This window comes from Pseudomonas trivialis (genome assembly GCF_036864995.1).
Taxonomy (GTDB): Bacteria; Pseudomonadota; Gammaproteobacteria; order Pseudomonadales; family Pseudomonadaceae; genus Aquipseudomonas; species Aquipseudomonas trivialis.
Genome location: NZ_CP142151.1, coordinates 2,383,703 through 2,406,732 on the forward strand (window position 1 = coordinate 2,383,703; position 23,030 = coordinate 2,406,732).

Genomic DNA, 23,030 nt, shown 5'->3' on the forward strand with positions numbered 1-23,030 from the left:
AAAATAATGGAACCTACAAACAGAGAAATCATAGATAGTTTCTTCCCAAAACTACCTACCGATTACGCACCTGAACGATACGATACGGGGACGTTTGAGGATCAGGTGCCTGGTTACGAAGGATTGTTGACGCGCACGGGCTCAAAGAAGCAGCGTACCAACTTTAATGTGCCACTGTACGATGGCGCCAGTGTAGATATAACCAAACCTGATGTAATCAACGTCGAAATTGCTCCTTACACCGACCTGAGAACCCTACTGGCAGAGGACCCCAACAAGCCCCAGACAGAAACCGAACTTGAAGATAACTACTTTTCTACCTATGCCTTCAAGTTTCAACTTCGTCTGGCGAATCAGCCTGACCCTATTCCGCTGCCGATACCACAGGGTTATCGCTCTCCTGGGTTGTATCTGCTCAGGTACCAAGTGAAATTCCCGGACACGAACGTCGCAAACTATTCGGTCGCGCAACTATTGGTGGTCGATGAGACGTCGCCCTACGACGGCCCCCGAGTCAGGCCTCCTGCGCCAGAGCTGCCTGCGGTTATGACGGGGCCTCTGGACCGAGACTATATTCGCCAACAGCCAAACGAGACGGTGTATCTGCCGATTCCTTACGGCCCATTGCAAGGCTTGTCGCCGGGCGATACTGTTGAGATGTTTTTTGGCTCTTCCGATCGACCTTACGTATTTGCTCCTCCCAGCACGGAAACCAAATATCCATTGGATCCCCTGTTGCCGTCTTCCATTCCATTGCCATTGTCGGTTGTCGAGGCTGAAAGGAAGGGGAACTACACAGTTCGCTACGTCATATACGATATTGCCGGGAACCCCTCGGAAATATCCTACAGTCTGGACCTTGAAGACTTGATGGAGGCGCCTCTGCCACAAGACTTCTTTGCACCATTGATCGAGCTTGCCGTCCCCGGTGATGGTCTGATTAATATCAAGGATGTGGCAGATATCAACGGTTTGAGGGTGTCGATTCCGCCCTATCTGAATGCCCTGCGCGGCACGGATGAGATTGAAATCGAACTGAAATTGGGGACCGATATAATCACGAAGACCGTTCCCTTGGGCAATAATAATCTTCCGCTGGCGATTCAGTTCACCGTCCTTGAGGTGGAGCAGCTTTATGGGGCTCGAACACCGCCAAGAGGCAGGCTGCAAGTGATAGCGTCCTATGTCATAAAGCGCGGAGCGAACACTTATCCAGCAACGCCGTTAAGCACGCCATTCGATCTGGACTTGTCTGTTGTCGGCCCTGATATCACGCTGCCCGGTACTATCAATACCCACCTCAAGGCGCCCGTGATCAATGGAATACGTGACAATGGCCTATTTGGGCCTGACAATCACCTGGAAGTAGATGATGCTAATAAACCTGCCAGAGTACTTATTGAATTGTGGACAGTGCCTGCCTTGCCTCAGGACTCGCTGACTTTCACGATTACGTTGAATTATGGCAATGTTTTATATCGGCAGGAGGTGAAAGTCCTTCCTCCGAGTGGGTTGATCGAGTTCACGATTCCCTTTTCTGCTATCAGAGCGGCGGGAGGCCCTGTGCAGGTGGTGTCGTATACCGTCACGTCGCCTGCCAGTGAAAATCCGCAGTATTCGGAAGAGGCAATTGTCCAGGTTGAGTCCATTATCCTGCAAATGGCTGCGCCCAGGGTGCTCAATAATACCGGTACACTCACCTGTGATAGTTTGAGGCCGATTAATACTGGGAGCCTTTTGATACATATTTCTGGATCGGATTATCTGGCGGGAGGGCAGCAGGTCGAAGTGACGTATATGGGGTTCCAAAATAACACCAGTACTCCGCCCGCAGTGGTCAACGAAACTCGAATATTCACAGTGCCTGATGATATTGCGGCCCGCAATGGGTTCGAGGTGGACTTTAACGTGGGTTCTGCGCTCTTGTATAACCCGATTAACGCTAGTAAATCACTGTTGGCGGTTGGTTCGGCAACCGTTACTGTCAGCACGCAGTATTTGGGAGCAATGGTGCCTTCTCTCCCCGCTAATTATAGAGTTCGAGGTTACAGAAGTGCCACTCGCAACAGCAGCTACTGTGCCGGTGGGTATGTGCCTTAGGGTTAAGTGCCCATGAAAATACCAAAGAGGGCATCCCCCTCTTTGGGTGTTTCATTACATTAATGATGATGCCTCAGCTATGTTGAGGGCGCTGCTCCCTACGCCACAGGTTACCTGTTGATGTGATTTATTCGGAACTTTCCTACAGATTTTAGGTTTGCGCTGTTCAATTATTGCACCGCTTGATGGGTTGGGTCGCACGCGTTTTAGAACCCTTCCTATCGTTTCGCGCTGGAACTAGAGGTCCATTATATGTCGGCAGTATTTAACTTCAAACGCACACCCTTGAGCATTGCGTTGACGGCCCCAGCCATCGCTTTATTGCTAATGGCTGCGCCCAATGCCCACGCGCAAGTTATAGTAACAATTCCTGGTACTTCGATATCGAGCGGTACGCGGGTTGATGATTATTTGCTGAATCCAAATTCGAGCTTGACTGTCCATGGCGCTGTCACCAATCAGATTGTAATGAATGCTGCAGGGCTGATTGTTGAGGCAGGTGGCGCGACACAGGATATCAGTGCAAGGCTGCAATCGACTGTCCTGATTGATGGCTCGCAGGTCACTGCTCGCTCCTCGGCGAATCAAGCCATTATGGTGGCCAGTAACAGCAGTCTATCGGTGATCAATAACAGTACGGTGATACATACCTCCGGCTGGGGTGTGTCTGCTACCCGAACCGCAGGCGGAACAGATGGTTCATCGGTAACGATAAAAGACAGCAGTGTCATCGCCGCGACTCGTGGTATTTCGTCCGCAGGCTACGGCGTGGTGAATCTGGACAATGCGCGTGTCGAAGCCACGCTCGCGACGGGTACTGGCCTGGTGCTGTTCAACTCCGACGCCACGGCAAGGAACAACAGCCGTATCATCGGCGGCGTCAATGGCGTCAACATGCGCAACGACGCCACCCTGACCCGCACCAACTCCTTGATACTCGATAATTCCGTGGTCCAGGGCAAAACTGGCGCCGCCATTCTGGTGAACCCGGCCGCTACCAATAGCACCCATGCCGATATTCAAGTGCTTAACGGTTCGAACCTGCTCAGCGGCACTGGTGATCTGCTTCAGGTAGCCAATAACTCCACCGCAAACATGAACGTCGACAACAGCAACCTGTTCGGTGATGTGCGCATTGGCGCGGGCAGTACGGGCACTGTGCAACTCAACAATAACGCGTCGCTGACCGGCCAGTTGTTCAACGTCAAGCAACTGGATGTCAACAGCAATGCCCAGTGGGTGCTGGTGGGTGACAGCCAGGTCGATGCGCTGAAAATGGGCGGCGGTAATGTAGTGTTTGGCGACCCCGCGCAATACGTCCAGTTGAACACCAACAGCCTGACCGGTAACGGCACCTTCAAGATGCACACCAACTTCAACACCGGCGATACCGACCTGTTGAATGTCAACGGCAATGCCGAAGGTAATCACCAACTGCTGGTGGGCGCCAGTGGCTCGGAATTGGCTACCGGCAACGCGATCAAGGTGGTGCACACCGAAAGTGGTGGTGCCAGGTTCGGCCTGGTGGGCGATACCGTCGATGTCGGTGCATACGAATACGGGCTCAAGCAGGAGGGCACTGACTGGTTCCTGGATCCCGAAAAGCGGGGCACCAGTACCAGCGCCAAGGCCGTATTGGCGCTTGCCAACGCGGCACCGGTGGTACTGCGAGGCGAGGAGAGCATCCTGCGTACGCGCATGGGTGAAGTGCGCTTCGGCGAAGGCAAGAGCCAGGGCCTGTGGATGCGCGGTTACGGTAACAAGATTGACGTAGCGGCCAACAGCAACGGCGTCGGCTATTCGCAGAATCAGGCAGGCCTGAGCCTGGGTGCGGACTGGGCGATGGATGAGCTGTGGACACTGGGTGTGATGGGTGGTTACAGCAACTCAAACCTGGGCCTGAGTCGCGGCAGCAGCGGTATGGTCAACAGCTACTATGCCGGTCTCTACGGTATCTTTCGTGACGACGAGAGCGGGGTGTATGTGGACCTGACGGCCAAGGTCAACCGACTGAACGGCCAGAGCCAGGTCAACATGAGTGACGGTCAGCGCGCCAAAGGCAAATACTCGCAGGACGCGGTAAGTGCTTCGGTTGAAGTCGGCAAGAATATCAAGATCGATGACGACGGTTTGTATCTTGAACCCTTCGCGCAGTTGTCCGTCGCCGCCATTGGCGGTTCGAACTACACCATGGACAACGGTCTGAAGGCGAAGAGCGATCGTGCCACTTCGGCGATCGGCAAGGTGGGCATGACCGCCGGTAAAAATATCCAGCTCGACAGCGGCGGCATCCTGCAGCCGTACCTGCGTGCGGCGGTGGCACGTGATTTCAGCCCGGACAACAAGGTCTATATCAACGATCAGGCCTTTAAAAACAACCTGTCGGGCGGCAGTTACGAGGTCGCAGGCGGCATGGCTGTTTCATTGTCGCCAAGCCTGAGCGTGCATGCTGAAGCCACGCACATGAAAGGCAAGGCTTACGACCAGCCGTGGGGCGCCACGGTAGGCTTGCAGTACGCCTTCTAAGGTACTCACGCACTTGAAAAGGGGAGGCTCAGGCTTCCCCTTTTGCGTTTTAACCGAACAACCCTGCGGCAATATTGATCGAAAAACCCAGAATCGCCGTATTGAACAGAAAGCCGATCAGCGATTGCCCCAGCACCACCTTGCGCAGGCTGCGCGTGGCCACGCCCACATCCGAGGTCTGCACCGCCACGCCGATGGTGAACGAGAAATACAGAAAGTCCCAGTAATTGGGCGTACGCAAGCCTTCGGCAAAGCGCAGCGCGGGCTCGTCGCCATCCCAGGTGTAAAAGAGGCGGGCGTAATGCACGCTGAAAATCACCCCGATCAATAACCACGAACCGATTACTGTCATCCCGGTGAAGCCGTAGTGCAGTAGGCGTGCGGTGCTGTCCAGGTCCTTGATGCCCACCAGATTCAGGGTGATGGTCGCCAGGCTGGCAATCGCGGCGATGCACACCACGAACAGCACCAGCCCGGCGTTCTCGTCTTCGATCTCGGCGATGCGTTTTACGTCGTCGGCGCGCGAGCGGCTGGTCAGCCACAGCATCAGCAGCAGATAGGTCCAGACGCCGGCGTTCCAGCCGATCAGGATTTTTCCGATAAGCGTATCGGCCGGAGCAAGGATGCCGACGGCAACGCCCAGGACGGCGGCGCAGGAAAGGCGAGGGTGGGTGCGGGCAAGGAAGGCCATAGGCGCTCACAACAGGGTGGTTGAGAGCACCATAGCCTATTCGGTTGTACTTGATCATGAACTCGACAGGCGAACACCGGGGTGTCGATCAGTCGGGCGTGTGCCGCTTGCGCACGAGCTTCATCACCACCACAAAAAACACCGGCACAAACACCACCGCCAGTGTCGCCGTGATCATCCCGCCGATCACACCCGTACCAATCGCCTGCTGGCTCGCCGAACTGGCGCCGGTGGCGATTGCCAGCGGCACCACGCCGAGGATGAACGCCAGCGAAGTCATGATGATCGGCCGCAACCTCAGCCGCGCGGCCTTGAGCGTCGCGCTGATCAGGTCCTCGCCCTGGTCATACAAATCCTTGGCGAATTCGATGATCAGAATCGCGTTCTTTGCCGACAGGCCGATGATGGTGATCAGGCCAACCTTGAAGAACACATCGTTGGGCATGCCGCGCAAGGTCACCGCCAGCACTGCTCCGAGCACGCCCAGCGGCACCACCAGCAGCACCGATGTCGGAATCGACCAGCTTTCATACAAGGCTGCCAGGCACAGGAACACGATCAGCAGCGACAGGCCCAGCAGGATCGGGGCCTGGGAGCCGGACAAGCGCTCCTGCAATGACAGGCCGGTCCATTCCTGACCCAGGCCGGCGGGCAACTGGCTGACCAGGCGCTGGATTTCCGCCATCGCCTCGCCGGTGCTGTGCCCCGGTGCGGCTTCGCCGGTGATCGCGATAGCGGGGTAACCGTTGTAGCGGGTCAACTGCGCCGGACCCTGGGTCCACCGGGCTTCGACAAACGCCGACAACGGCACCATCTTGCCGTCCTTGTTGCGCACGTTGATTTTCATCAAGTCCGCCACTTGGCTGCGCTGATCGCCTTCGGCCTGCACCACCACCCGCTGCATGCGGCCCTGGTTGGGGAAGTCGTTGACATAGGCCGAACCGATCGCCGAGGACAACACATTGCCCACATCGGCAAACGATACCCCCAGCGCATTGGCCTGCTTGCGGTCCACTTCCAGCTGCACCTGCGGCGCCTCGGCGAGGGCGCTTTCACGCACGTTGGCCAGGATCGGGCTTTTTGCCGCCGCATTGAGCAGGTCGGTCCGCGCCGCCATCAACGCTGCGTGGCCGACGCCGCCACGGTCCTGCAGACGAAACTCGAAACCGCTGGAGGTGCCCAGGCCGTCAACCGGCGGCGGCAGCACTGCGAAGGCAATCGCGTCCTTGAGGCCGCCAAAGGCCGCGTTGGCGCGGTTGGCAATCGATGCTGCGGAGGCATCGGCGCCGCGGTCCGACCAATCCTTGAGCGTGGTAAACGCCAACGCCGCGTTTTGCCCCGAGCCGGAGAAGCTGAAGCCCATGATCATGGTGGTATCGCCCACCCCGGTCTCGGTGGCGTTGTGCGCCTCGATCTGCTCGGCCACCTGCACCGTGCGGTTCTTGCTTGCGCCCGGCGGCAGTTGGATGTCGGTAATGGTGTAGCCCTGGTCTTCCACCGGCAGGAACGAAGAAGGCAGGCGGGTGAACATCCAGCCCAGGCCCACCAGCAAGACCAGGTAGATCAGCAGGTAACGCCCGCTGCGCTTGAGCGCATAGGTCACCCACCCTTCGTAGCGGTCGGTGAGTTGTTCAAAACGCTTGTTGAACCAGCCGAAGAAACCGCCCTTGGCATGGTGCTCGCCTTTGGCGATGGGCTTGAGCAGGGTGGCGCAGAGGGCCGGGGTCAGGGTCAGGGCCAGGAACGCCGAGAACAGGATCGAGGTGGCCATCGACAGCGAGAACTGCTGGTAGATCACCCCCACCGAGCCTTTCATGAAGGCCATCGGCAGGAACACCGCCACCAGCACCAGGGTGATGCCGATGATGGCGCCGGTGATCTGACCCATGGCTTTTTTCGTCGCGTCCTTGGGCGACAGGCCTTCGGTGACCATGATGCGCTCGACGTTCTCCACCACCACAATCGCATCGTCCACCAGGATGCCAATCGCCAGCACCATGCCGAACATGGTCAGCACGTTGATCGAGAAGCCCAGCACCAGCATGGTGGCGAAGGTGCCCATCAAGGCAATCGGCACCACCAGGGTGGGAATCAGCGTGTAGCGCACGTTCTGCAGGAACAGAAACATCACCGCGAACACCAGGGCCATGGCTTCGAGCAGGGTGTAGACCACTTTGGTGATCGAGACCTTGACGAACGGCGAGGTGTCGTACGGGATCTTGTATTCCACATTGGCCGGGAAATAGCGCGACAGCTCGTCCATCTTGGCGCGCACCAGGGTCGCGGTGTTCAACGAGTTGGCGCCCGGCGACAGTTGCACGCTCACGGCGGTGGACGGCTTGCCGTTCAGGCGTGTGGAGAACTGGTATTCCTGGCTGCCGACTTCCACCCGCGCCACATCGCCGACACGTACGGTGGAACCGTCCGGGTTGGCCTTGAGCACGATGTCGGCGAATTCCTGCGGCGTCGACAACTGGCCCTTGACCAGAATCGCTGCGGTGATTTCCTGGGTGTTGGTGCCCGGCAGGTCGCCGATGCTGCCGGGGGCAACCTGGGCGTTCTGCGCGGCAATCGCGGCGTTCACGTCGGCCGGCGTGAGGTTGAAGCCGATCAGTTTCTGCGGGTCGATCCAGATGCGCATCGCCCGTTCCGAGCCATACAGCTGCGCCTTGCCCACGCCATCCAGGCGCTTGAGCTCGTTCATCACGTTGCGCGCCAGGTAATCGCTGAGCGCGGTGTCATCGAGCTTGCCGTCATTGGAGGTCAGGGTCACCAGCAGCAGGAAGCCGGCGGAGACTTTCTGCACCTGCAGGCCTTGCTGGGTAACGGCCTGGGGCAAGCGCGGCTCTACCGCTTTGAGGCGGTTTTGCACATCCACCTGAGCCATCTCCGGGTTGGTGCCCGGCTGAAAGGTGGCGGTAATGGTGGCCGAGCCCAGGCTGCTCTGGGATTCGAAATACAGCAGGTGATCGGTGCCGTTGAGCTCCTGCTCGATCAGGCTGACCACGCTCTGGTCCAGGGTCTGGGCCGAGGCGCCCGGGTACACCGCGTAGATTTCGACTTTCGGCGGCGCGACGTCAGGATACTGCGCCACCGGCAACTGCGGGATGGCCAGCGCACCGGCCAGCAGGATAAACAAGGCCACCACCCAGGCGAACACCGGGCGGTCGATAAAGAACTGCGGCATGGCGGGTTATTCCTTCACGAGCGGGCTGGCGTCGACTTCAACGGTGTCACCGGGACGCGCGTGTTGCAGGCCTTCGACGACGATACGGTCGCCCGGCTTGAGGCCGCTGCTGACGATCCAGCGATCACCGATCACCGAGCCCAGCTCTACCGGCTGCTGGCTGACTTTCTGCTCGGCGTCCAGCAGCAGCACCATCGGGATACCGGCGCTGTCGCGGGTGATGGCGCGCTGCGGCACGCTGATGCCTTGCCGGTCGACGGCCTGCTCCAGGCGTACCCGCACAAAGCTGCCGGGCAGCAGGTCGAGGTCCGGGTTGGGGAACTCGCTGCGCAGGATGATTTGTCCGGTGCCGGGGTCGACGCTGATCTCGGCGAACAGCAATTTGCCCGGCAACGGGTACAGGCTGCCGTCGTCCAGAATCAAGGTGGCCCTGGCCTGGTCCTGGCCGACCTGCTTGAGGCTGCCGGCGCGGAAGGCGCGGCGCAGGTCGTTGAGCTCGCGGGTGGACTGGGTGAGGTCGGCGTGAATCGGGTCCAGTTGCTGGATGGTCGCCAGCGGCGTGGCTTCGTTCTGGCCGACCAGCGCGCCTTCGGTGACCAGCGCACGGCCGATGCGTCCGGAAATCGGTGCAGTAACGGTGGCATAGCTCAGGTTCAGGCGGGCGCGGTCGACGGCGGCTTTCTGTGCGGCAACCTCGGCGCTGGTCTGGCGCACGGCGGCGCGGGCATTGTCGTAGTCCTGGCCGCTGATCGCGTTGCCTTCCACCAGTTGGCTATAGCGCTGCGCTTGCAAGCGCGCCTGGAAGGCGTTGGCCTCGGCCTTGCTCAGGTTGGCCTGGGCGCTGTCGAGGTCGGCCTTGAACGGCGCCGGGTCGATGCGAAACAGCACATCGCCCTGTTTCACGTCATGGCCTTCCTTGAACACACGCTGCAGCACCACACCGGCCACCCGGGCGCGCACCTCGGCAATGCGCGGCGCGGCGATGCGCCCGCTCAGCTCGTTGGTGATGGACAGTGGCTTGGCCTGCAGGGTTTCGATGCGCACTTTGGCCAGGGGCATTTGCGGCGCCTTGGCCGTGGACTTTTCACACGCGCTCAGCGCCAGTGTGAGTGCCAACAGGCAGAATGGCGCAAACAGATTCTTCGACATGCTCTTATCCCAATATTGACTGGCGCATCCTAAGGTCACCGGCGCCGTGGTGCTGTAAAGCTGTGTAGGTGGTGTGTGAAGAAATGTAAGGTGCAGCCCACTGTGGGCCGAGGGCGTATATCCTTGCACAATCCTGCAAAGCCGTACTATTTGGAAACATCTTGATGCCGAACATCCTGCTGGTGGAAGACGACGCCGCGCTCTCCGAGCTGATTGCCAGCTATCTGGAACGCAACGGCTATCAAGTCAGTGTGCTCAGCCGTGGCGATCAGGTGCGTGAACGCGCGCGCCTGAACCCGCCGGACCTGGTGATTCTCGACCTGATGCTGCCCGGCCTCGACGGCCTGCAGGTGTGCCGCCTGCTGCGCGCCGACTCTGCAGGCCTGCCTATCCTGATGCTCACCGCCCGCGACGACAGCCACGACCAGGTGCTGGGCCTGGAGATGGGCGCCGACGACTACGTGACTAAACCCTGCGAGCCGCGCGTATTGCTGGCGCGAGTGCGCACCCTGTTGCGGCGCAGCAGTTTATCCGAACCCCAGGCGGCAAACGACCAGATCATCATGGGCAACCTGTGCATCGACCTGTCGGAACGCACCGTCACCTGGCGCGAGCAGCCTGTGGAGTTGTCCAGCGGTGAATACAACCTGTTGGTGGTGCTGGCGCGCCATGCCGGCGAAGTGCTCAGCCGCGACCAGATCCTGCAGCGCCTGCGCGGCATCGAATTCAATGGCACTGACCGGTCGGTGGACGTGGCCATCTCCAAGCTGCGTCGCAAGTTCGACGACCACGCCGGCGAAGCCCGCAAGATCAAGACCGTGTGGGGCAAGGGCTACCTGTTCAGCCGCTCCGAGTGGGAATGCTGAGCCATGTTTCGTGTCCTGCTGCGCCTCTACCTCATCACCATCGTCACCTACAGTGCGGCGATCTATCTGATTCCCAAGCTCACCGTGCTGTTGTTCGAGCACCGCTACCTGGACTACAACATCGAGCAGTCGCGCGGCCAGCAAAAGCTGATCGTCAAACAGTACCTGCGTGCGCCGGTGGAGCGCTGGTCGCAAGTGACCGAACAACTGGGTCGCGACTTTGCCCCGCAGAAAGTGCATCTATTGCTGCGCAAGGACGCCAGCTTCACCCCGGCCGAAGAGAAGCTGCTGGAGCAGGGCAAGCCGGTGGTCCGCCTGGGCGAATGGGGTTGGATGGGGGAAATCAGTTCGCCGATCAACGATCAGTTCGTGGTCAAGCTCACCATTCCCGACGACCCGCTGGACATCAACCTGTTGTACTGGTCGATGAACGTGCTGGTGGGCGGTGCGCTGCTGGCCTGCCTGTTGGTGTGGCTGCGCCCGCACTGGCGTGACCTGGAGCGCCTGAAAAACACCGCCGCGCAGTTGGGCATGGGCAACCTGTCTGAACGCACGCACATCCCGCCCAGTTCCAACATCGGCGGCCTGGCTGCGGTGTTCGACACCATGGCCGACGACATCGAACGCCTGCTCAACCAGCAGCGCGACTTGCTCAACGCCGTCTCCCATGAATTGCGCACGCCCTTGACCCGGCTGGATTTCGGCCTGGCGCTGGCATTGTCCGAAGACATGCCCCAGCCCGGGCGCGAGCGTCTGCAGGGGCTGGTCGCGCATATTCGTGAGCTGGACGAGTTGGTGCTGGAACTGCTGTCCTACAGTCGCCTGCAAAATCCGGCGCAATTGCCGGAGCGTGTGGAGGTGATGCTCGACGAGTTTATCGACAGCGTGCTGGGCAGCATCGACGATGAGCTGGCAAATCCCGGGATTGTGATCGACGTGTCACTCGACTGCGCGATGGAGCGCTTCAGCCTCGACCCGCGCCTCACTGCGCGCGCCTTGCAGAACCTGCTGCGCAACGCCACGCGTTACTGCGACGCGCGCATTCAGGTGAGCGTCAGGGTGGACGCCGAGGGCTGTGAAATCTGCGTGGATGACGACGGCATCGGCATTCCCAGGGACCAGCGTGAACGCATCTTCGAACCGTTCTACCGCCTGGACCGCAGCCGCGACCGTGCCACCGGCGGCTTTGGCCTGGGCCTGGCGATCAGCCGGCGCGCCCTGGAAGCCCAGGGCGGCAGCCTGATCGCCGAGGCGTCACCGTTGGGCGGCGCGCGTTTTCGCGTGTGGTTGCCCACTGTCGGTTGATCAGAGCACCTTGACCGCGCGGCCGATGGCCTGGATCGGCCCGGTCGGTTTGCCGGTGGGCGAGCCGCGCGGGTCTTCCAGGGTCAGTTCGAACAACTGGTTTGGCGCAAGCGGCGGCAACTGGTCAAGCGGCACCGACAGCGTTTGCCCGGGCTTGACCAGCCCCAGGGACACCGGGCCCTGCCAGCCGTCGCCCTTGGTCCAGAACTGCAATGCCTTGTCGGCGGGCACTTGCATCACCCCCAATGGAATCAACTGGATCTGCTGGTTATTGCTCGCCTGGATCACCCAACCCGGTGCCTGACTTTGCGGCGCCACCAGCACCACCACAAAACTCGGCTCGGCGAGGGGCGGGCGGACCAGCAACAGCGTTGCCAACACCATGCTCGCCGCCAATCCTGCAGCGGCAAGGCCACGCCAAACGGCCAGCAGGTTCCACCACGGCACGCGCGGGGCGGGCACGGCGAGCGTCTGCTGAATGCGTCGCCACAGGTGCTGCGACGGCGTCACCGGCTCGGCCAGCGTCGTCAGCGGCAACAGACGTTGCTCCCAGGCATCCACCGCCGCGCGCAGGTCGGCGTCATGCCCGAGTTGCTGTTCGACCTCGGCGCGCTGCGCCAGCGGCAGGGTGCCCAATACGTATTCGCCGGCCAGTTCTTCAGTGTTCATGTCATGCACTCCCGCAAGGCGGCGAGGCTGCGTTTGATCCACGCTTTGACGGTGCCCAGCGGGGTGCCGAGTGCCTGCGCGATTTCGCTGTGGGAATAGCCGTCGACATAGGCATGCAGGATGCAACGGCGACGGGCCGGGTCGAGCCGCTCCAGGCAGGTGTGAATCTGCCCGGAGCGTGCGCGGAATTCAAAGGCTTCAGCGGGTTCTGCCAGTGGCTCGTGTTCTTCGCTCAGCGGCACGTCGCGGGCGGTCCTGCGCACCACGTTCAGCGCCTGGTGGCGGGTTACGCTGTACACCCAGCCGCGTGCCGAACCTCTGCCGGGGTCAAAACCTGCAGCGCCGCGCCAGATCCTGATAAACGCGTCATGCACGGTATCTTCGGCCAGCGCCTTGTCGCGCACGATGCGCAGCGCCACGCCGAGCAAGCGGCTGCTTTCCTGCTCATACAAGCGGCGCAAGGCTTGTTGATCGCCACGGGCACAGGCCAGCAGGCAGGCGTCGTAATCAAACAAATGATGTCCCCAGCACAAACCTTCTGCAGGCGCGACCACCCTCGCTCCTGCAGAAGGAAACGGTGATATTCCTCCGGCAGCGTAGCTGAATTTACTCAGCTGGCTGACCAGAAAAGATAGTCCGCCTGGTATTTCACCACTTCCTGCTGGCCTTTATTGGCAGCGGTGCACGCGCTGCCCGGTGCAACGCCACCTTTGAGCGCCACCCGCTGGATATAACTGACGCCGCTCATGGCGCCCTTGCCCTCGGCCGGGTTGGCCTTGACCAGTTGATACGGCAGGTTGCCGGGGCTCGACGGTGCCACGGCCAACTGCGTGCCGGTGATTTTCGAGCCGTCCTTGGCCTGCCAGGTCGCAGGCGGGCCGAAATAGGTGCCGACCGGCTTGCCGCTGCGGTCATTCAGCACGGCCTTGGGGCCGACGAAGGTCCATTCGGTTTCACCGGCAGCGTTGGCCTTATCGCGGCATTCGTAGGTGATTTCGCCGACGCCGGTAGTCTCCATCGACACTTTGTGGCCAGCCGGCACCTTGATACTGTCGGGCAGGTTGGTCTGGGCGAATGCCGCAGGGCTGGCGGCCAGCAAACCGGTCAGGCAGAGCAGGGCTTTTGCGTTCATGGTGTTTCTCCATTGAGTAGAACAGCAGGGTTGCTGCCGGTACTACCCAGGCGCGCGGCGATTGGATGCATACATGAGAAAATAAAATCGAGGAGGCGCACACTGTGGCCCCGCTTTACCCGAAGAGAGATTGGCCATGACTGGTGTTCACACGTGCGCTCAACAAGGTTTCTCGACTCAGGCCGCGACCTACGCACAGGGCCGACCGGATTACCCAAGGCAGCTCACCGGCTGGCTCGCCGATACCTTGCGCATCGCTGCGCAGTCGACGGTGATCGACCTGGGTGCCGGCACGGGCAAGTTCACCCGCCTGGTCAGCACCCTGGCGCCTGCATTGATCGCGGTGGAGCCGGTGGCGCAGATGGGCGCGCAGTTGGCCAGGCTGCTGCCGGATGTGCGGCTGGTCAACGGCACCGCTGAAAGCATCCCGCTGGCCACGGCGAGTGCCGATGCGGTGGTCTGCGCCCAGGCCTTTCACTGGTTTTCCACCCAGGCTGCACTGGCCGAGATTCACCGCGTGCTCAAGCCTGACGGGCGCCTGGGGCTGGTGTGGAATGTGCGCGATGAATCGGTGGATTGGGTGGCGGCGATCACCGAAATCATCACGCCGTATGAGGGCGATACGCCGCGCTTTCACACCGGGCATTGGCGCGAGGCTTTCACCGGTGAGTATTTTTCCTCACTCGACATGACGTGTTTTCCCTACCGTCATGTTGGCAGCCCGCAGGAGGTGATCATTGATCGCTTCCTGTCCGTGAGTTTTATCGCCGCGTTGCCGGCACCGGACAAAGCCAGGGTCAGTGCACAATTGCGCATGTTGATCGACACCCATCCAGCCCTGAAAGGTCGCGATACGATCGCCTTTCCTTACCAGACTCAGGGGTACGCGTGTCGCCGGCTGGCGCAAAAGGCATAAAGTCAGATCACATTGATATAAGTGGTTATAAGAAAAATCGCTATCCTGCCGCCAGAAATTTATAAGGCCGCAGGTAGCGTTAATGGATGTGGGAAATATTGGTTTTGTGGTTGCCGGCCTGATCGTGGGGTTTATCGTGGGCATGACCGGCGTGGGCGGGGGCTCGCTGATGACGCCGATCCTGTTGTGGTTCGGCATTAACCCGGCCACCGCCGTGGGCACCGACCTGTTGTATGCGGCCATCACCAAGTCCGGTGGCGTGCTGGTGCACAGCCGGAACAAAAACATTGACTGGACCATCACGGGCTGGCTCACCCTGGGCAGCGTGCCGGCGGTGTTGCTGACCCTGTGGTTCCTCGCCAGCCTGCACACCGACCCCACTGCGATGAACGCGGTGATCAAGCAGGCCCTGGGCGTGGTGCTGCTGCTCACGGCCCTGGCGATCCTGTTCAAGCAACGCCTGTTGGCCTTCGCCCAGCGCCATGCCGGCGATGATTACCACATGAGCCCGCGCAACCTGAACGGGCTGACGGTGGTCACCGGCGCGATTCTCGGCACCATGGTCGCGCTCACGTCCATTGGTGCAGGCGCCCTCGGCACGGTGGCGCTGTTTATTCTTTATCCGTTCCTCGCCACGCGCCGTCTGGTCGGTACCGAAATCGCCCATGCCGTGCCCCTGACGCTGGTCGCAGGTCTTGGCCATGCGAGCATGGGCAACATGGACTGGCACCTGCTGGGCTTTTTGCTGATGGGCTCGCTGCCGGGCATTTACCTGGGCAGCCACATGACCGGCAGGATCCCGGACGGCGTATTGCGCCCGTGCCTGGCGATCATGTTAATGGCCGTCGGCTACAAACTCGCGTTCTAGCCTGCACACCCTTCAAGTGTGGGAGTGAGTAGGCCCAGGCAACCACATCCCCGTGGCGAACGGGCCTCTTGTGGCAAGCGCGGCTGTTAAGGCGAGCGGGATTGTCTCTGTGGCGAGCGGGCTTGCCCCGCGTTGGGCTGCGCAGCAGCCCCAAAACCATCCTCCGCGCAGTTTCAGGTACACCGCATGTTCCTTGATGAGGGGCGCTTCGCACCCCAACGCGGGGCAAGCCCGCTCGCCACAACAAGCCCGCTCGCCACAGAGGTTTCAGGTCGAGCTTCCAGCATTCGATCCAGTAGGTTTTCAGGCCTCTTTCGGGCTATTACCAATTTGCCACACAAACGGCGGTTCGCTGTTGATGGCCGTCGGCTACAAACTCGCGTTCTAGCCCGCAAACCCTTCAAGTGTGGGAGTGAGTAGGCCCAGGTAACCATACGCCTATGGCGAGCGGGCCTGTTGTGGGGAGCGGGCTTGTTGTGGCGAGCGGGCTTGCCCCGCGTTGGGCTGCGCAGCAGCCCCAAAACCATCCTCCGCGCAGTGTCAGGTACACCGCATGTTCCTTGATGAGGGGCGCTTCGCACCCCAACGCGGGGCAAGCCCGCTCGCCACAACAAGCCCGCTCGCCACAGAGGTTTCAGGTCGAGCTTCCAGCATTCGATCCAGTAGGTTTTCAGGCCTCTTTCGGGCTATTACCGATTTGCCACACAAGCGGCGGTTCGCTGTTGATGGCCGTCGGCTACAAACTCGCGTTCTAGCCCGCAAACCCTTCAAGTGTGGGAGTGAGTAGGCCCAGGTAACCATACGCCTATGGCGAGCGGGCCTGTTGTGGGGAGCGGGCTTGTTGTGGCGAGCGGGCTTGCCCCGCGTTGGGCTGCGTAGCAGCCCCAAAACCATCCTCCGCGCAGTGTCAGGTACACCGCATGTTCCTTGAAGGGGGCGCTTCGCACCCCAACGCGGGGCAAGCCCGCTCGCCACAACAAGCCTGCTCGCCACAGAGACAAGCCCGCTCGCCACAGAGGTTTCAGGTCGAGCTTCCAGCATTCGATGCAGCAGGTTTTCAGACCTCTTTCGGGCCATTACCGATTTGCCACACAAGCGGCGGTTCGCTGCCGTTGATCACCCAATCGCCGACAATCCGCGCCTTGTAGATCACCGGGTTGTGTGACGACACCGTGCGTGCGTTGCGCCAGTGCCGGTCCAGGGCCTTGCCCTGACGCACATCCGAGGCACCCAGCGCATTGAACAATTGGCTGGTGGCGCGCTGGATCAGTTCCGAGACCACCACCTGCGCGGTTGCCGATTCAATCTCGGCGGCCACATTGGCGTCACGCTCTGCGGCATCGTCCCCGCCGAACCGTGCCAGGTAGGCGCGTTGCGCCGGCGCCGCCGCTTTCAGCGCGCTGGCCTCGGCGGCATACACGAGCGCGGCGACTTCACCCACCACCTGCTGCACCTGCGCGTCCTGGCTGACATGCGCAGCATTGCCATGGCTGTAGATGCGCTTGCGGTCACGCACCTGCCGGGCCACATCGTTGAGCGCTGCTCGGCCGATGCCGGCCAGGGTTGCCAACAGAACTAACTGATAGAACGCGGTCTGGTATTTGAAGCGCGTGGCAAAGTCGATCACGTCCTGCGCTTGCACCACCGCATCGGTAAACCGCGTGGTGCCGCTGCCGGTGGTGCGCTGGCCGAAACCGTCCCAGTCATCGCTTTGCACCACCCCGGGCTGGCGGGTGCGGGTGGCGGCGATCACGTCGCCGCCCGTATCGCTGCGCCGCGCATAAACGTCGATCCAGTCAGAGAAAATACTGCCGGTGCTGTAGAACTTCTCACCATTGAGTGTCCACTGTTCGCCGTTGGGGCTGACCTGGGTGACCACATCGCCAATCGCCACCGTGCCGATTTCGGTCCAGGCGCAGCCGACGATATCGCCGTCGACAAACCGTTTGAACCACAGGTCGCGCCCGGCGCTCGGTGGCGCGTTCAGGCGGTCTTCGGCAAACGCAAAATGCCCGCGCAGGGCCTGTGGCACGTTGGAGTCGGCAGCCGCCAGCTCGATCAGCAGTTCAAACAACTGCGGCAACGAGGCGCCGCCCCCGCCATATTCCACCGGTACACGCACCGCGCCGAAACCGGCCTGCTTGAGCCACTGGATCGGTTCACGGGGCAGGGTGCGCGTGTGTTCGCGCTCAAGCGCGCCCTCGGCGATACGCTGGAAGATCGGCCGGAAACGGGCGGCCAGTGTCGGGTAGTCGACGCCGATGGACAACGGGTTGATGACGTGGTGTTCGGTCATGGGGAACGGCTCCTGGGCAGTGATCATGTGCGAGGGGGATTGCACACTCCGTGCCGGGTGCGACAGCCCGTGTTTACGGGGGCCAGGTGCCATTGACTGTTGCACCAGCAACAGTGGATCGACAAACCGGCGCAATCGGTGACAGTGGCCGATGGGTATGCCCGGTGCCCGTTTTGCGGGCGCAGCCCTTGTGCGCCGGGCCTTTACCGAGGCCTGGCACGCTTGCTGCTCAAGGCTTGATACATCCCTGTGTGCGAGGAACCTCAAGATGAGTCAGCAAGCCGTGAAATTTGCCTATTGGGTGCCCAACGTCAGCGGTGGGCTGGTGGTGAGCAAGATCGAACAGCGCACCCACTGGGGCATCGACTACAACCGCAAACTGGCGCAACTGGCCGAAGCCGCCGGCTTCGAATATGGCCTGACCCAGATCCGCTTCACGGCGGGTTATGGCGCCGATAACCAGCACGAATCGGTGGCATTCAGTCACGCCCTGCTGGCCGCGACCACCAAACTCAAGGTGATTGCCGCGATCCTGCCGGGCCCCTGGCAGCCGGCGCTGGCGGCCAAGCAGCTGGCGACCATCGACCAGCTCACCAACGGCCGCATCGCGGTGAATATCGTCAGCGGCTGGTTCAAGGGCGAGTTCCAGGCCATCGGCGAGCACTGGCTGGAGCACGACGAGCGCTATCGCCGCTCCGAAGAGTTCATTCGTGCGCTCAAGGGCATCTGGTCCCAGGACAATTTCACCTTCAGAGGTGACTTCTATCGCTTCGACAACTACACCCTCAAGCCCAAGCCACTGTGCCAGCCGGAAGTGTTCCAGGGCGGCAGCTCACGGGCCGCGCGGGACATGGCGGCGCGGGTGTCGGACTGGTACTTCACCAACGGCAACACACCCGAGGGCATCCAGGCCCAGGTCAACGATATTCGCACCAAGGCCGCGGCCAACAACCATTCGGTCAAAGTGGGTGTGAACGCTTTTATCATTGCCCGCGACACCGAAGAAGAAGCCCGTGCGGTACTTGCGGAAATCATCGACAAGGCGGACCCGGAAGCGGTCAACGCCTTTGGTGATGCGGCCAAACAGGCGGGCAGGGCCTCACCGGAAGGCGAGGGCAACTGGGCCAAGTCCAGTTTTGCCGACCTGGTGCAGTACAACGACGGCTTCAAGACCAACCTGATCGGCACGCCACAGCAAATCGCCGAGCGCATTGTGGCGCTCAAGGCGGTGGGTGTGGACCTGATACTGGCCGGGTTCCTGCACTTTCAGGAAGAGGTCGAGTACTTCGGCCAGCGCGTGCTGCCGCTGGTGCGCGAGCTGGAAGCCAAGGCCGGCATCAAACAGGTGGCCTGATATGACCGCGGGGGTCAGGGCAGGGCCTGCAAGGTCAGCACCTCGAACCCCTGCGCCGTCACCGCGACGGTGTGTTCCCACTGTGCCGACAGGCTGTTGTCCCTGGTCACGACCGTCCAGCCATCCTTGAGGTTGCGTACCTTGGCGCTGCCCTGGTTGAGCATCGGCTCGATGGTGAACACCATGCCTTCACGCAACTGCAGGCCGGTGCCGGGGCGGCCGACGTGCAGGATCTGCGGTTCTTCGTGCATTTCGCGGCCGATGCCGTGGCCGCAGTATTCACGCACCACGCTGTAGCCGTTGGCTTGCGCATGGCTCTGAATCGCGTGGCCGATATCGCCCAGGTGTGCGCCGGGTTTGACCTGGCGAATGCCTTCCCACATGGCCTCGAAGGTCTTGTCCACCAGCCGCTGTGCCTTGGGCGCCACGTTGCCGATCATGTACATCTTGCTGGAGTCGGCGATAAAACCGCCTTTTTCCAGGGTGATGTCGATGTTGATGATATCGCCATCCTTAAGCACGTCCCTGGCATTGGGCATGCCGTGGCATACCACTTCGTTGATCGACGTATTGATGGAGAACGGATAGTCGTACTGCCCCAGGCTGGCCGGGCGCGCCTGCAGGTCGTTGCGGATGAAGGCTTCGACGGCGGCGTCCAGTTCCAGGGTGGAGCGACCGACGGCAACGAAGCCGTCGAGCATGGTAAATACCTCGGCCAGCAGGCGCCCGGCTTCGCGCATCACGGCAAGTTGTGCGGGGGTTTTGATCATTATCTGCGAGACGACCTCAGGGTTAAAAGTTTGCCATATGTTTCTACAAGTTTAACCTGTTTAACCGAGTTTGCCGGGTTAAACGTTTAATCGAAGCCGTTCGGCGATGATTCATGCCACTGCAATAGTTCCAGATTCAGTTATATAAACGACGCCTCAGCTTATGAGGAAAAGTTACAACGGGTGCCAGTTTTGCCGAGTACGCTCATTAAGTGAAAGCGTCTTCCAGGGTTGGCAGGACGCGGCGGGGATGTGCCCGCCAGACACATAACAATCAGTTGGCGGTCTCATAAAAAGGAGAGGTTAGCCATGCTTTCGGAACTGGAACTACGCAGCATCATTGAAGGAAGTTTTCTGCCCAAGCGGTGTGAATGCATTAAAGCCGAAGACGCTTCGCTGACGATCAAAGTGTATGACGAACGTGATCGTGACCGAGTGGATCTGGAAGTCAAAGGCATCAATGCCGACAAGCTCGACAGCAGCCGAGCCATCTGCAATCTGATCACCGGGTTGCGTGAAGACCTCAAGCACACGCAGGAACCTGTCAAACGTATGGGGTCGATTTATCGATGACCCGCAGGCTCGGTTAAACGCCGAGCCTCTGTCAGAACGGCGGTTGCCGTTCTTTTTTTGCCCGGGCAGGCTCAGTCCAGCTGTAGACGGTACGGCAGGTCCGGGCCAGTCCGGGTGCAGGTCAAGGCCGAGGCGCGAATCGCGAAGCCCAGCATCGCGTCGATCTGTTCGCGCGTCAGCTGGCGCAGGCCTTGCACCGAGTCCAGTTGATGCTCGGTCAACCAGGCAATCAACGCAGCCTGGAAGGTGTCGCCGGCACCCACGGTATCGGCCATCACGATCTTCATCGCCGGTTGCGACCAGGTGCCATGCTGACGGCTGAACACACTGGCACCGTCACCGCCACGGGTGAGGAACACCAACTGGCAGCGATGTTTCAGCCAGCCCTGCAGCACGCTTTCCGGTGATTGGTCGGGGTAGAGCAGGTGCAGGTCTTCGTCGCTGACCTTGATCAGGTCGGCATGCTCTGCCAGTTGCGCCACGCGCTCGCGCCACAGCTGAATATCCGGCTGCGGGTTGAGGCGCACGTTGGGGTCGAGGCTGATCAGGCGCTTGCCGCTTTCACGCTTGACCAACTCGAGCAGGGTATCGCCAATCGGCTGCACCACCAGCGAAAACGAACCCACATGCAGCCCGCGAATTTCATCGCCCAAATTTGGCAGATGGTCGATTTCCAGCAGGCGGTCGGCGCAACCCTCGCCGCGGAAATTGTACTGCGGTGAGCCATTGGCCCCCACCGCAACCATCGACAGGGTGGTGGGTGCGGCGAACTCCAGCAGAAACCGCTCGCTGACGCCTTCGTCCTTGAGCACCTGCAACAGGCGACGTCCCAGGAAGTCGGTGGACAGCCCGCCAAACAGCCCGGCCTCGACGCCCAGGCGGCGCAGGCCGACCGCCACGTTAAACGGCGAGCCGCCGGCAATCGCCCGGTAATTGAGCTTGGCGGCTTGCCCGCCGACCTCTTCCTCGCTGAAAAAATCAAACAGCGCTTCACCACACACCAGATACATAGTCGTTCGCTCTTAAAGGGTTGCCACGTGCTGTTGATAGCGTTCGTAAGCCTGTTGACAGGCAAGGACATTGGCTGCCACCGGCAACGTGCGGCTGGCCGGGTCGACGCTGACGCATTTGTCGCACAGGCTGGCCAGGGATTCGCCGCTCTGGCACCACGCCGCCTGGATCGCTGCGCCGAGGGCAGCAGCTTCGGGTTGCTCGGTGCAGATCACTTCGGTGTTCATGATATCGGCAACCATCTGCCGCCACACCGGGCTTTTCGAACCGCCGCCGATCAGGCAGATACGCTGGCTTTGCAGGCCGGTCTCGCGCAGCAGGTCGAGGCCGTAGCGCAGGCCGAAGGTGGTGCCCTCGACCACCGCGCGGCACAGGTTGGCGCGGGTCAGGTTGGTCATGGTCAGGCCGTGCAGGCTGCCGGTGGCATGGGGCAGGGCGGGCACGCGCTCGCCGTTGAGAAACGGCAGCATGCTCACGCCGTCGGCGCCAATCGGAGCCTGCTCGACCAGGGCGTTGAAGGCCGCCAGGTCCAGCTCGAACAGCTCGCGAATCACCCCGGTGGCGTTGGTCAGGTTCATGGTGCAGATCAACGGCAGCCAGCCGCCGCTGGAGGAGCAGAAAGTCGCCACCGAGGCCTGGGGGCTGATGTTGGGCTGATCGGAAAACGCGTAGACGGTGCCCGATGAGCCCAGGCTCATGGTGATCACGCCCGGCGCGATATTGCCGGTGCCGATGGCGCCCATCATGTTATCGCCGCCGCCGCTGGAGACGATGGCACGGGGGTTGATGCCCAGGCGTTCGGCGACGGCGGGGAGGATCGTGCCCACGGCCTGGTCGGCTTCGATCAGCTCGGGCAGGGCCGCTTCCAGGCGACCGCTGGGGTCGATGTGGTTGAGCAGCGCCACATCCCATTCACGGGTGTGCACGTTGAAATAACCGGTGCCCGACGCATCGCCGTATTCCGCCACGGCACGCCCGGTCAGCCAATGGTTCAGGTAGTCGTGGGGCAGCAGGATATGGGCGATGCGGCTGAACACATCCGGGTGCTGTTCGCGGGTCCACAGCAGTTTGGACAGGGTGTAACCGGGCGCAATCGCCACCCCCAGGCGCTCCAGCGAACCGCGTTCGCCGCCCAGGTGTTGCAGCAACCGGTCATTTTCAGGCGCGGTTTCGGTGTCGCACCACAGCTTGGCCGGACGCAGTACCTGGCCCTCGTCGTCGAGCAGCACCAGGCCGTGTTGCTGGCCGGAAACGCCGATGCCAAGGATGTCGCGGCCGTCCACACCGGCCTGTTGCAGGGCGCGGTGGGTGGCTTCGGTGAACGCATCCAGCCATTCCTGAGTGTGCTGTTCGCGGCGGCCATTGGCGCCGCTGATCAGGGTATGTGCGGCGGCGCCCAGACCCAGCACCTTGCCGGTGGACGCGTCAAGGACAATGGCCTTGGTGCCCTGGGTGCCGCAGTCGATGCCGAGGAACAGGTTTTGCTGGGTCATGAGGGAGTGCTCAGCAGTTTTATTATTGGATTGAAATGCGGTCAATGTGGGAGGGGGCTTGCTCCCGATGGCGGTGGGTCAGTAAAGCATGTGTTGACTGATATACCGCCATCGGGAGCAAGCC

At 61.1% G+C, this 23,030-nt stretch carries 18 protein-coding genes; 8 read left to right on the top strand and 10 right to left on the bottom strand.

The features are described 5' to 3' along the window. Window positions 1-6 precede the first annotated feature (6 nt). Both VRB54_RS10545 and VRB54_RS10550 read left to right on the top strand, forming a co-directional pair. The gene (locus VRB54_RS10545) at window positions 7-2,100 is read left to right on the top strand and encodes a hypothetical protein (protein ID WP_338480751.1); all 2,094 of its coding nucleotides are present in this window, start codon (window positions 7-9) and stop codon (window positions 2,098-2,100) included. A 768-nt stretch (window positions 2,101-2,868) separates the two neighbouring features. Further along, the gene (locus tag VRB54_RS10550; RefSeq protein ID WP_422396081.1) at window positions 2,869-4,626 is read left to right on the top strand and encodes an autotransporter outer membrane beta-barrel domain-containing protein; all 1,758 of its coding nucleotides are present in this window, start codon (window positions 2,869-2,871) and stop codon (window positions 4,624-4,626) included. Between the two features lie 49 nt (window positions 4,627-4,675). Here VRB54_RS10550 and VRB54_RS10555 read toward each other — a convergent pair whose 3' ends face one another. From VRB54_RS10555 to VRB54_RS10565, 3 genes are all read right to left on the bottom strand, one after another. Next, a complete protein-coding gene (locus tag VRB54_RS10555) occupies window positions 4,676-5,317 on the bottom strand; it encodes a DUF1345 domain-containing protein (protein ID WP_338480754.1) in 642 nt (213 codons plus the stop codon). A gap of 88 nt (window positions 5,318-5,405) precedes the next feature. Continuing rightward, a complete protein-coding gene (locus tag VRB54_RS10560; protein WP_338480755.1) occupies window positions 5,406-8,504 on the bottom strand; it encodes an efflux RND transporter permease subunit in 3,099 nt (1,032 codons plus the stop codon). A 6-nt stretch (window positions 8,505-8,510) separates the two neighbouring features. Further along, window positions 8,511-9,653 (bottom strand): efflux RND transporter periplasmic adaptor subunit, encoded by a 1,143-nt coding sequence (locus VRB54_RS10565; protein WP_338480756.1) that lies wholly within the window; start codon window positions 9,651-9,653, stop codon window positions 8,511-8,513. Window positions 9,654-9,817: 164 nt separating this feature from the next. Between VRB54_RS10565 and VRB54_RS10570 the strand changes: the two genes are divergently transcribed. Both VRB54_RS10570 and VRB54_RS10575 read left to right on the top strand, forming a co-directional pair. Beyond that, window positions 9,818-10,519 (top strand): response regulator transcription factor, encoded by a 702-nt coding sequence (locus tag VRB54_RS10570; RefSeq protein WP_209981454.1) that lies wholly within the window; start codon window positions 9,818-9,820, stop codon window positions 10,517-10,519. Between the two features lie 3 nt (window positions 10,520-10,522). Beyond that, on the top strand, window positions 10,523-11,824 hold the full coding sequence (locus tag VRB54_RS10575; RefSeq protein WP_338480758.1) for an ATP-binding protein: 1,302 nt from the start codon (window positions 10,523-10,525) through the stop codon (window positions 11,822-11,824). Here VRB54_RS10575 and VRB54_RS10580 read toward each other — a convergent pair whose 3' ends face one another. The 3 genes from VRB54_RS10580 to VRB54_RS10590 all read right to left on the bottom strand — a co-directional run bounded on the left by VRB54_RS10580 (window position 11,825) and on the right by VRB54_RS10590 (window position 13,625). Then, window positions 11,825-12,493 carry an anti-sigma factor gene (locus VRB54_RS10580; protein WP_422396082.1) on the bottom strand — a complete coding sequence of 223 codons (669 nt, stop codon included), beginning with the start codon at window positions 12,491-12,493 and terminating at the stop codon, window positions 11,825-11,827. After that, the gene (locus VRB54_RS10585; protein WP_422396083.1) at window positions 12,490-13,008 is read right to left on the bottom strand and encodes a sigma-70 family RNA polymerase sigma factor; all 519 of its coding nucleotides are present in this window, start codon (window positions 13,006-13,008) and stop codon (window positions 12,490-12,492) included. The genes VRB54_RS10580 and VRB54_RS10585 overlap by 4 nt, the downstream gene beginning before the upstream one ends. A 95-nt stretch (window positions 13,009-13,103) precedes the next feature. Beyond that, on the bottom strand, window positions 13,104-13,625 hold the full coding sequence (locus VRB54_RS10590) for a DUF3455 domain-containing protein (protein WP_338480759.1): 522 nt from the start codon (window positions 13,623-13,625) through the stop codon (window positions 13,104-13,106). A gap of 136 nt (window positions 13,626-13,761) precedes the next feature. Between VRB54_RS10590 and VRB54_RS10595 the strand changes: the two genes are divergently transcribed. Both VRB54_RS10595 and VRB54_RS10600 read left to right on the top strand, forming a co-directional pair. Then, complete coding sequence (locus tag VRB54_RS10595) at window positions 13,762-14,541, top strand: class I SAM-dependent methyltransferase (protein ID WP_338480760.1); 780 nt, start codon at window positions 13,762-13,764, stop codon at window positions 14,539-14,541. Between the two features lie 82 nt (window positions 14,542-14,623). Continuing rightward, the gene (locus VRB54_RS10600) at window positions 14,624-15,409 is read left to right on the top strand and encodes a sulfite exporter TauE/SafE family protein (RefSeq protein ID WP_057010206.1); all 786 of its coding nucleotides are present in this window, start codon (window positions 14,624-14,626) and stop codon (window positions 15,407-15,409) included. Window positions 15,410-16,466: 1,057 nt separating this feature from the next. Here VRB54_RS10600 and VRB54_RS10605 read toward each other — a convergent pair. Further along, entirely contained in the window at window positions 16,467-17,705 is a 1,239-nt protein-coding gene (locus VRB54_RS10605) for an acyl-CoA dehydrogenase family protein (protein WP_338480761.1), read from the bottom strand. 268 nt (window positions 17,706-17,973) lie between these two features. On the opposite strand from VRB54_RS10605, the gene sfnG reads away from it, so the two are divergent. Then, entirely contained in the window at window positions 17,974-19,059 is a 1,086-nt protein-coding gene (sfnG, locus tag VRB54_RS10610; RefSeq protein ID WP_338480762.1) for a dimethylsulfone monooxygenase SfnG, read from the top strand. A gap of 14 nt (window positions 19,060-19,073) precedes the next feature. Here sfnG and map read toward each other — a convergent pair whose 3' ends face one another. After that, the gene (map, locus tag VRB54_RS10615; RefSeq protein ID WP_338480763.1) at window positions 19,074-19,829 is read right to left on the bottom strand and encodes a type I methionyl aminopeptidase; all 756 of its coding nucleotides are present in this window, start codon (window positions 19,827-19,829) and stop codon (window positions 19,074-19,076) included. A 309-nt stretch (window positions 19,830-20,138) separates the two neighbouring features. Here map and VRB54_RS10620 point away from each other — a divergent pair, with 309 nt between their 5' ends. Beyond that, window positions 20,139-20,402, top strand: coding sequence for a DUF1652 domain-containing protein (locus tag VRB54_RS10620; RefSeq protein WP_209981473.1), 264 nt, complete (start codon window positions 20,139-20,141; stop codon window positions 20,400-20,402). Between the two features lie 71 nt (window positions 20,403-20,473). Here the strand turns inward: VRB54_RS10620 and VRB54_RS10625 are convergent, their stop codons facing one another. Next, window positions 20,474-21,412: a carbohydrate kinase gene (locus VRB54_RS10625; RefSeq protein ID WP_338480764.1), complete on the bottom strand. Its 939-nt coding sequence runs from the start codon at window positions 21,410-21,412 to the stop codon at window positions 20,474-20,476. A gap of 12 nt (window positions 21,413-21,424) precedes the next feature. Then, the gene (gene xylB / locus VRB54_RS10630) at window positions 21,425-22,906 is read right to left on the bottom strand and encodes a xylulokinase (RefSeq protein ID WP_338480766.1); all 1,482 of its coding nucleotides are present in this window, start codon (window positions 22,904-22,906) and stop codon (window positions 21,425-21,427) included. Between the last annotated feature and the right edge of the window lie 124 nt (window positions 22,907-23,030).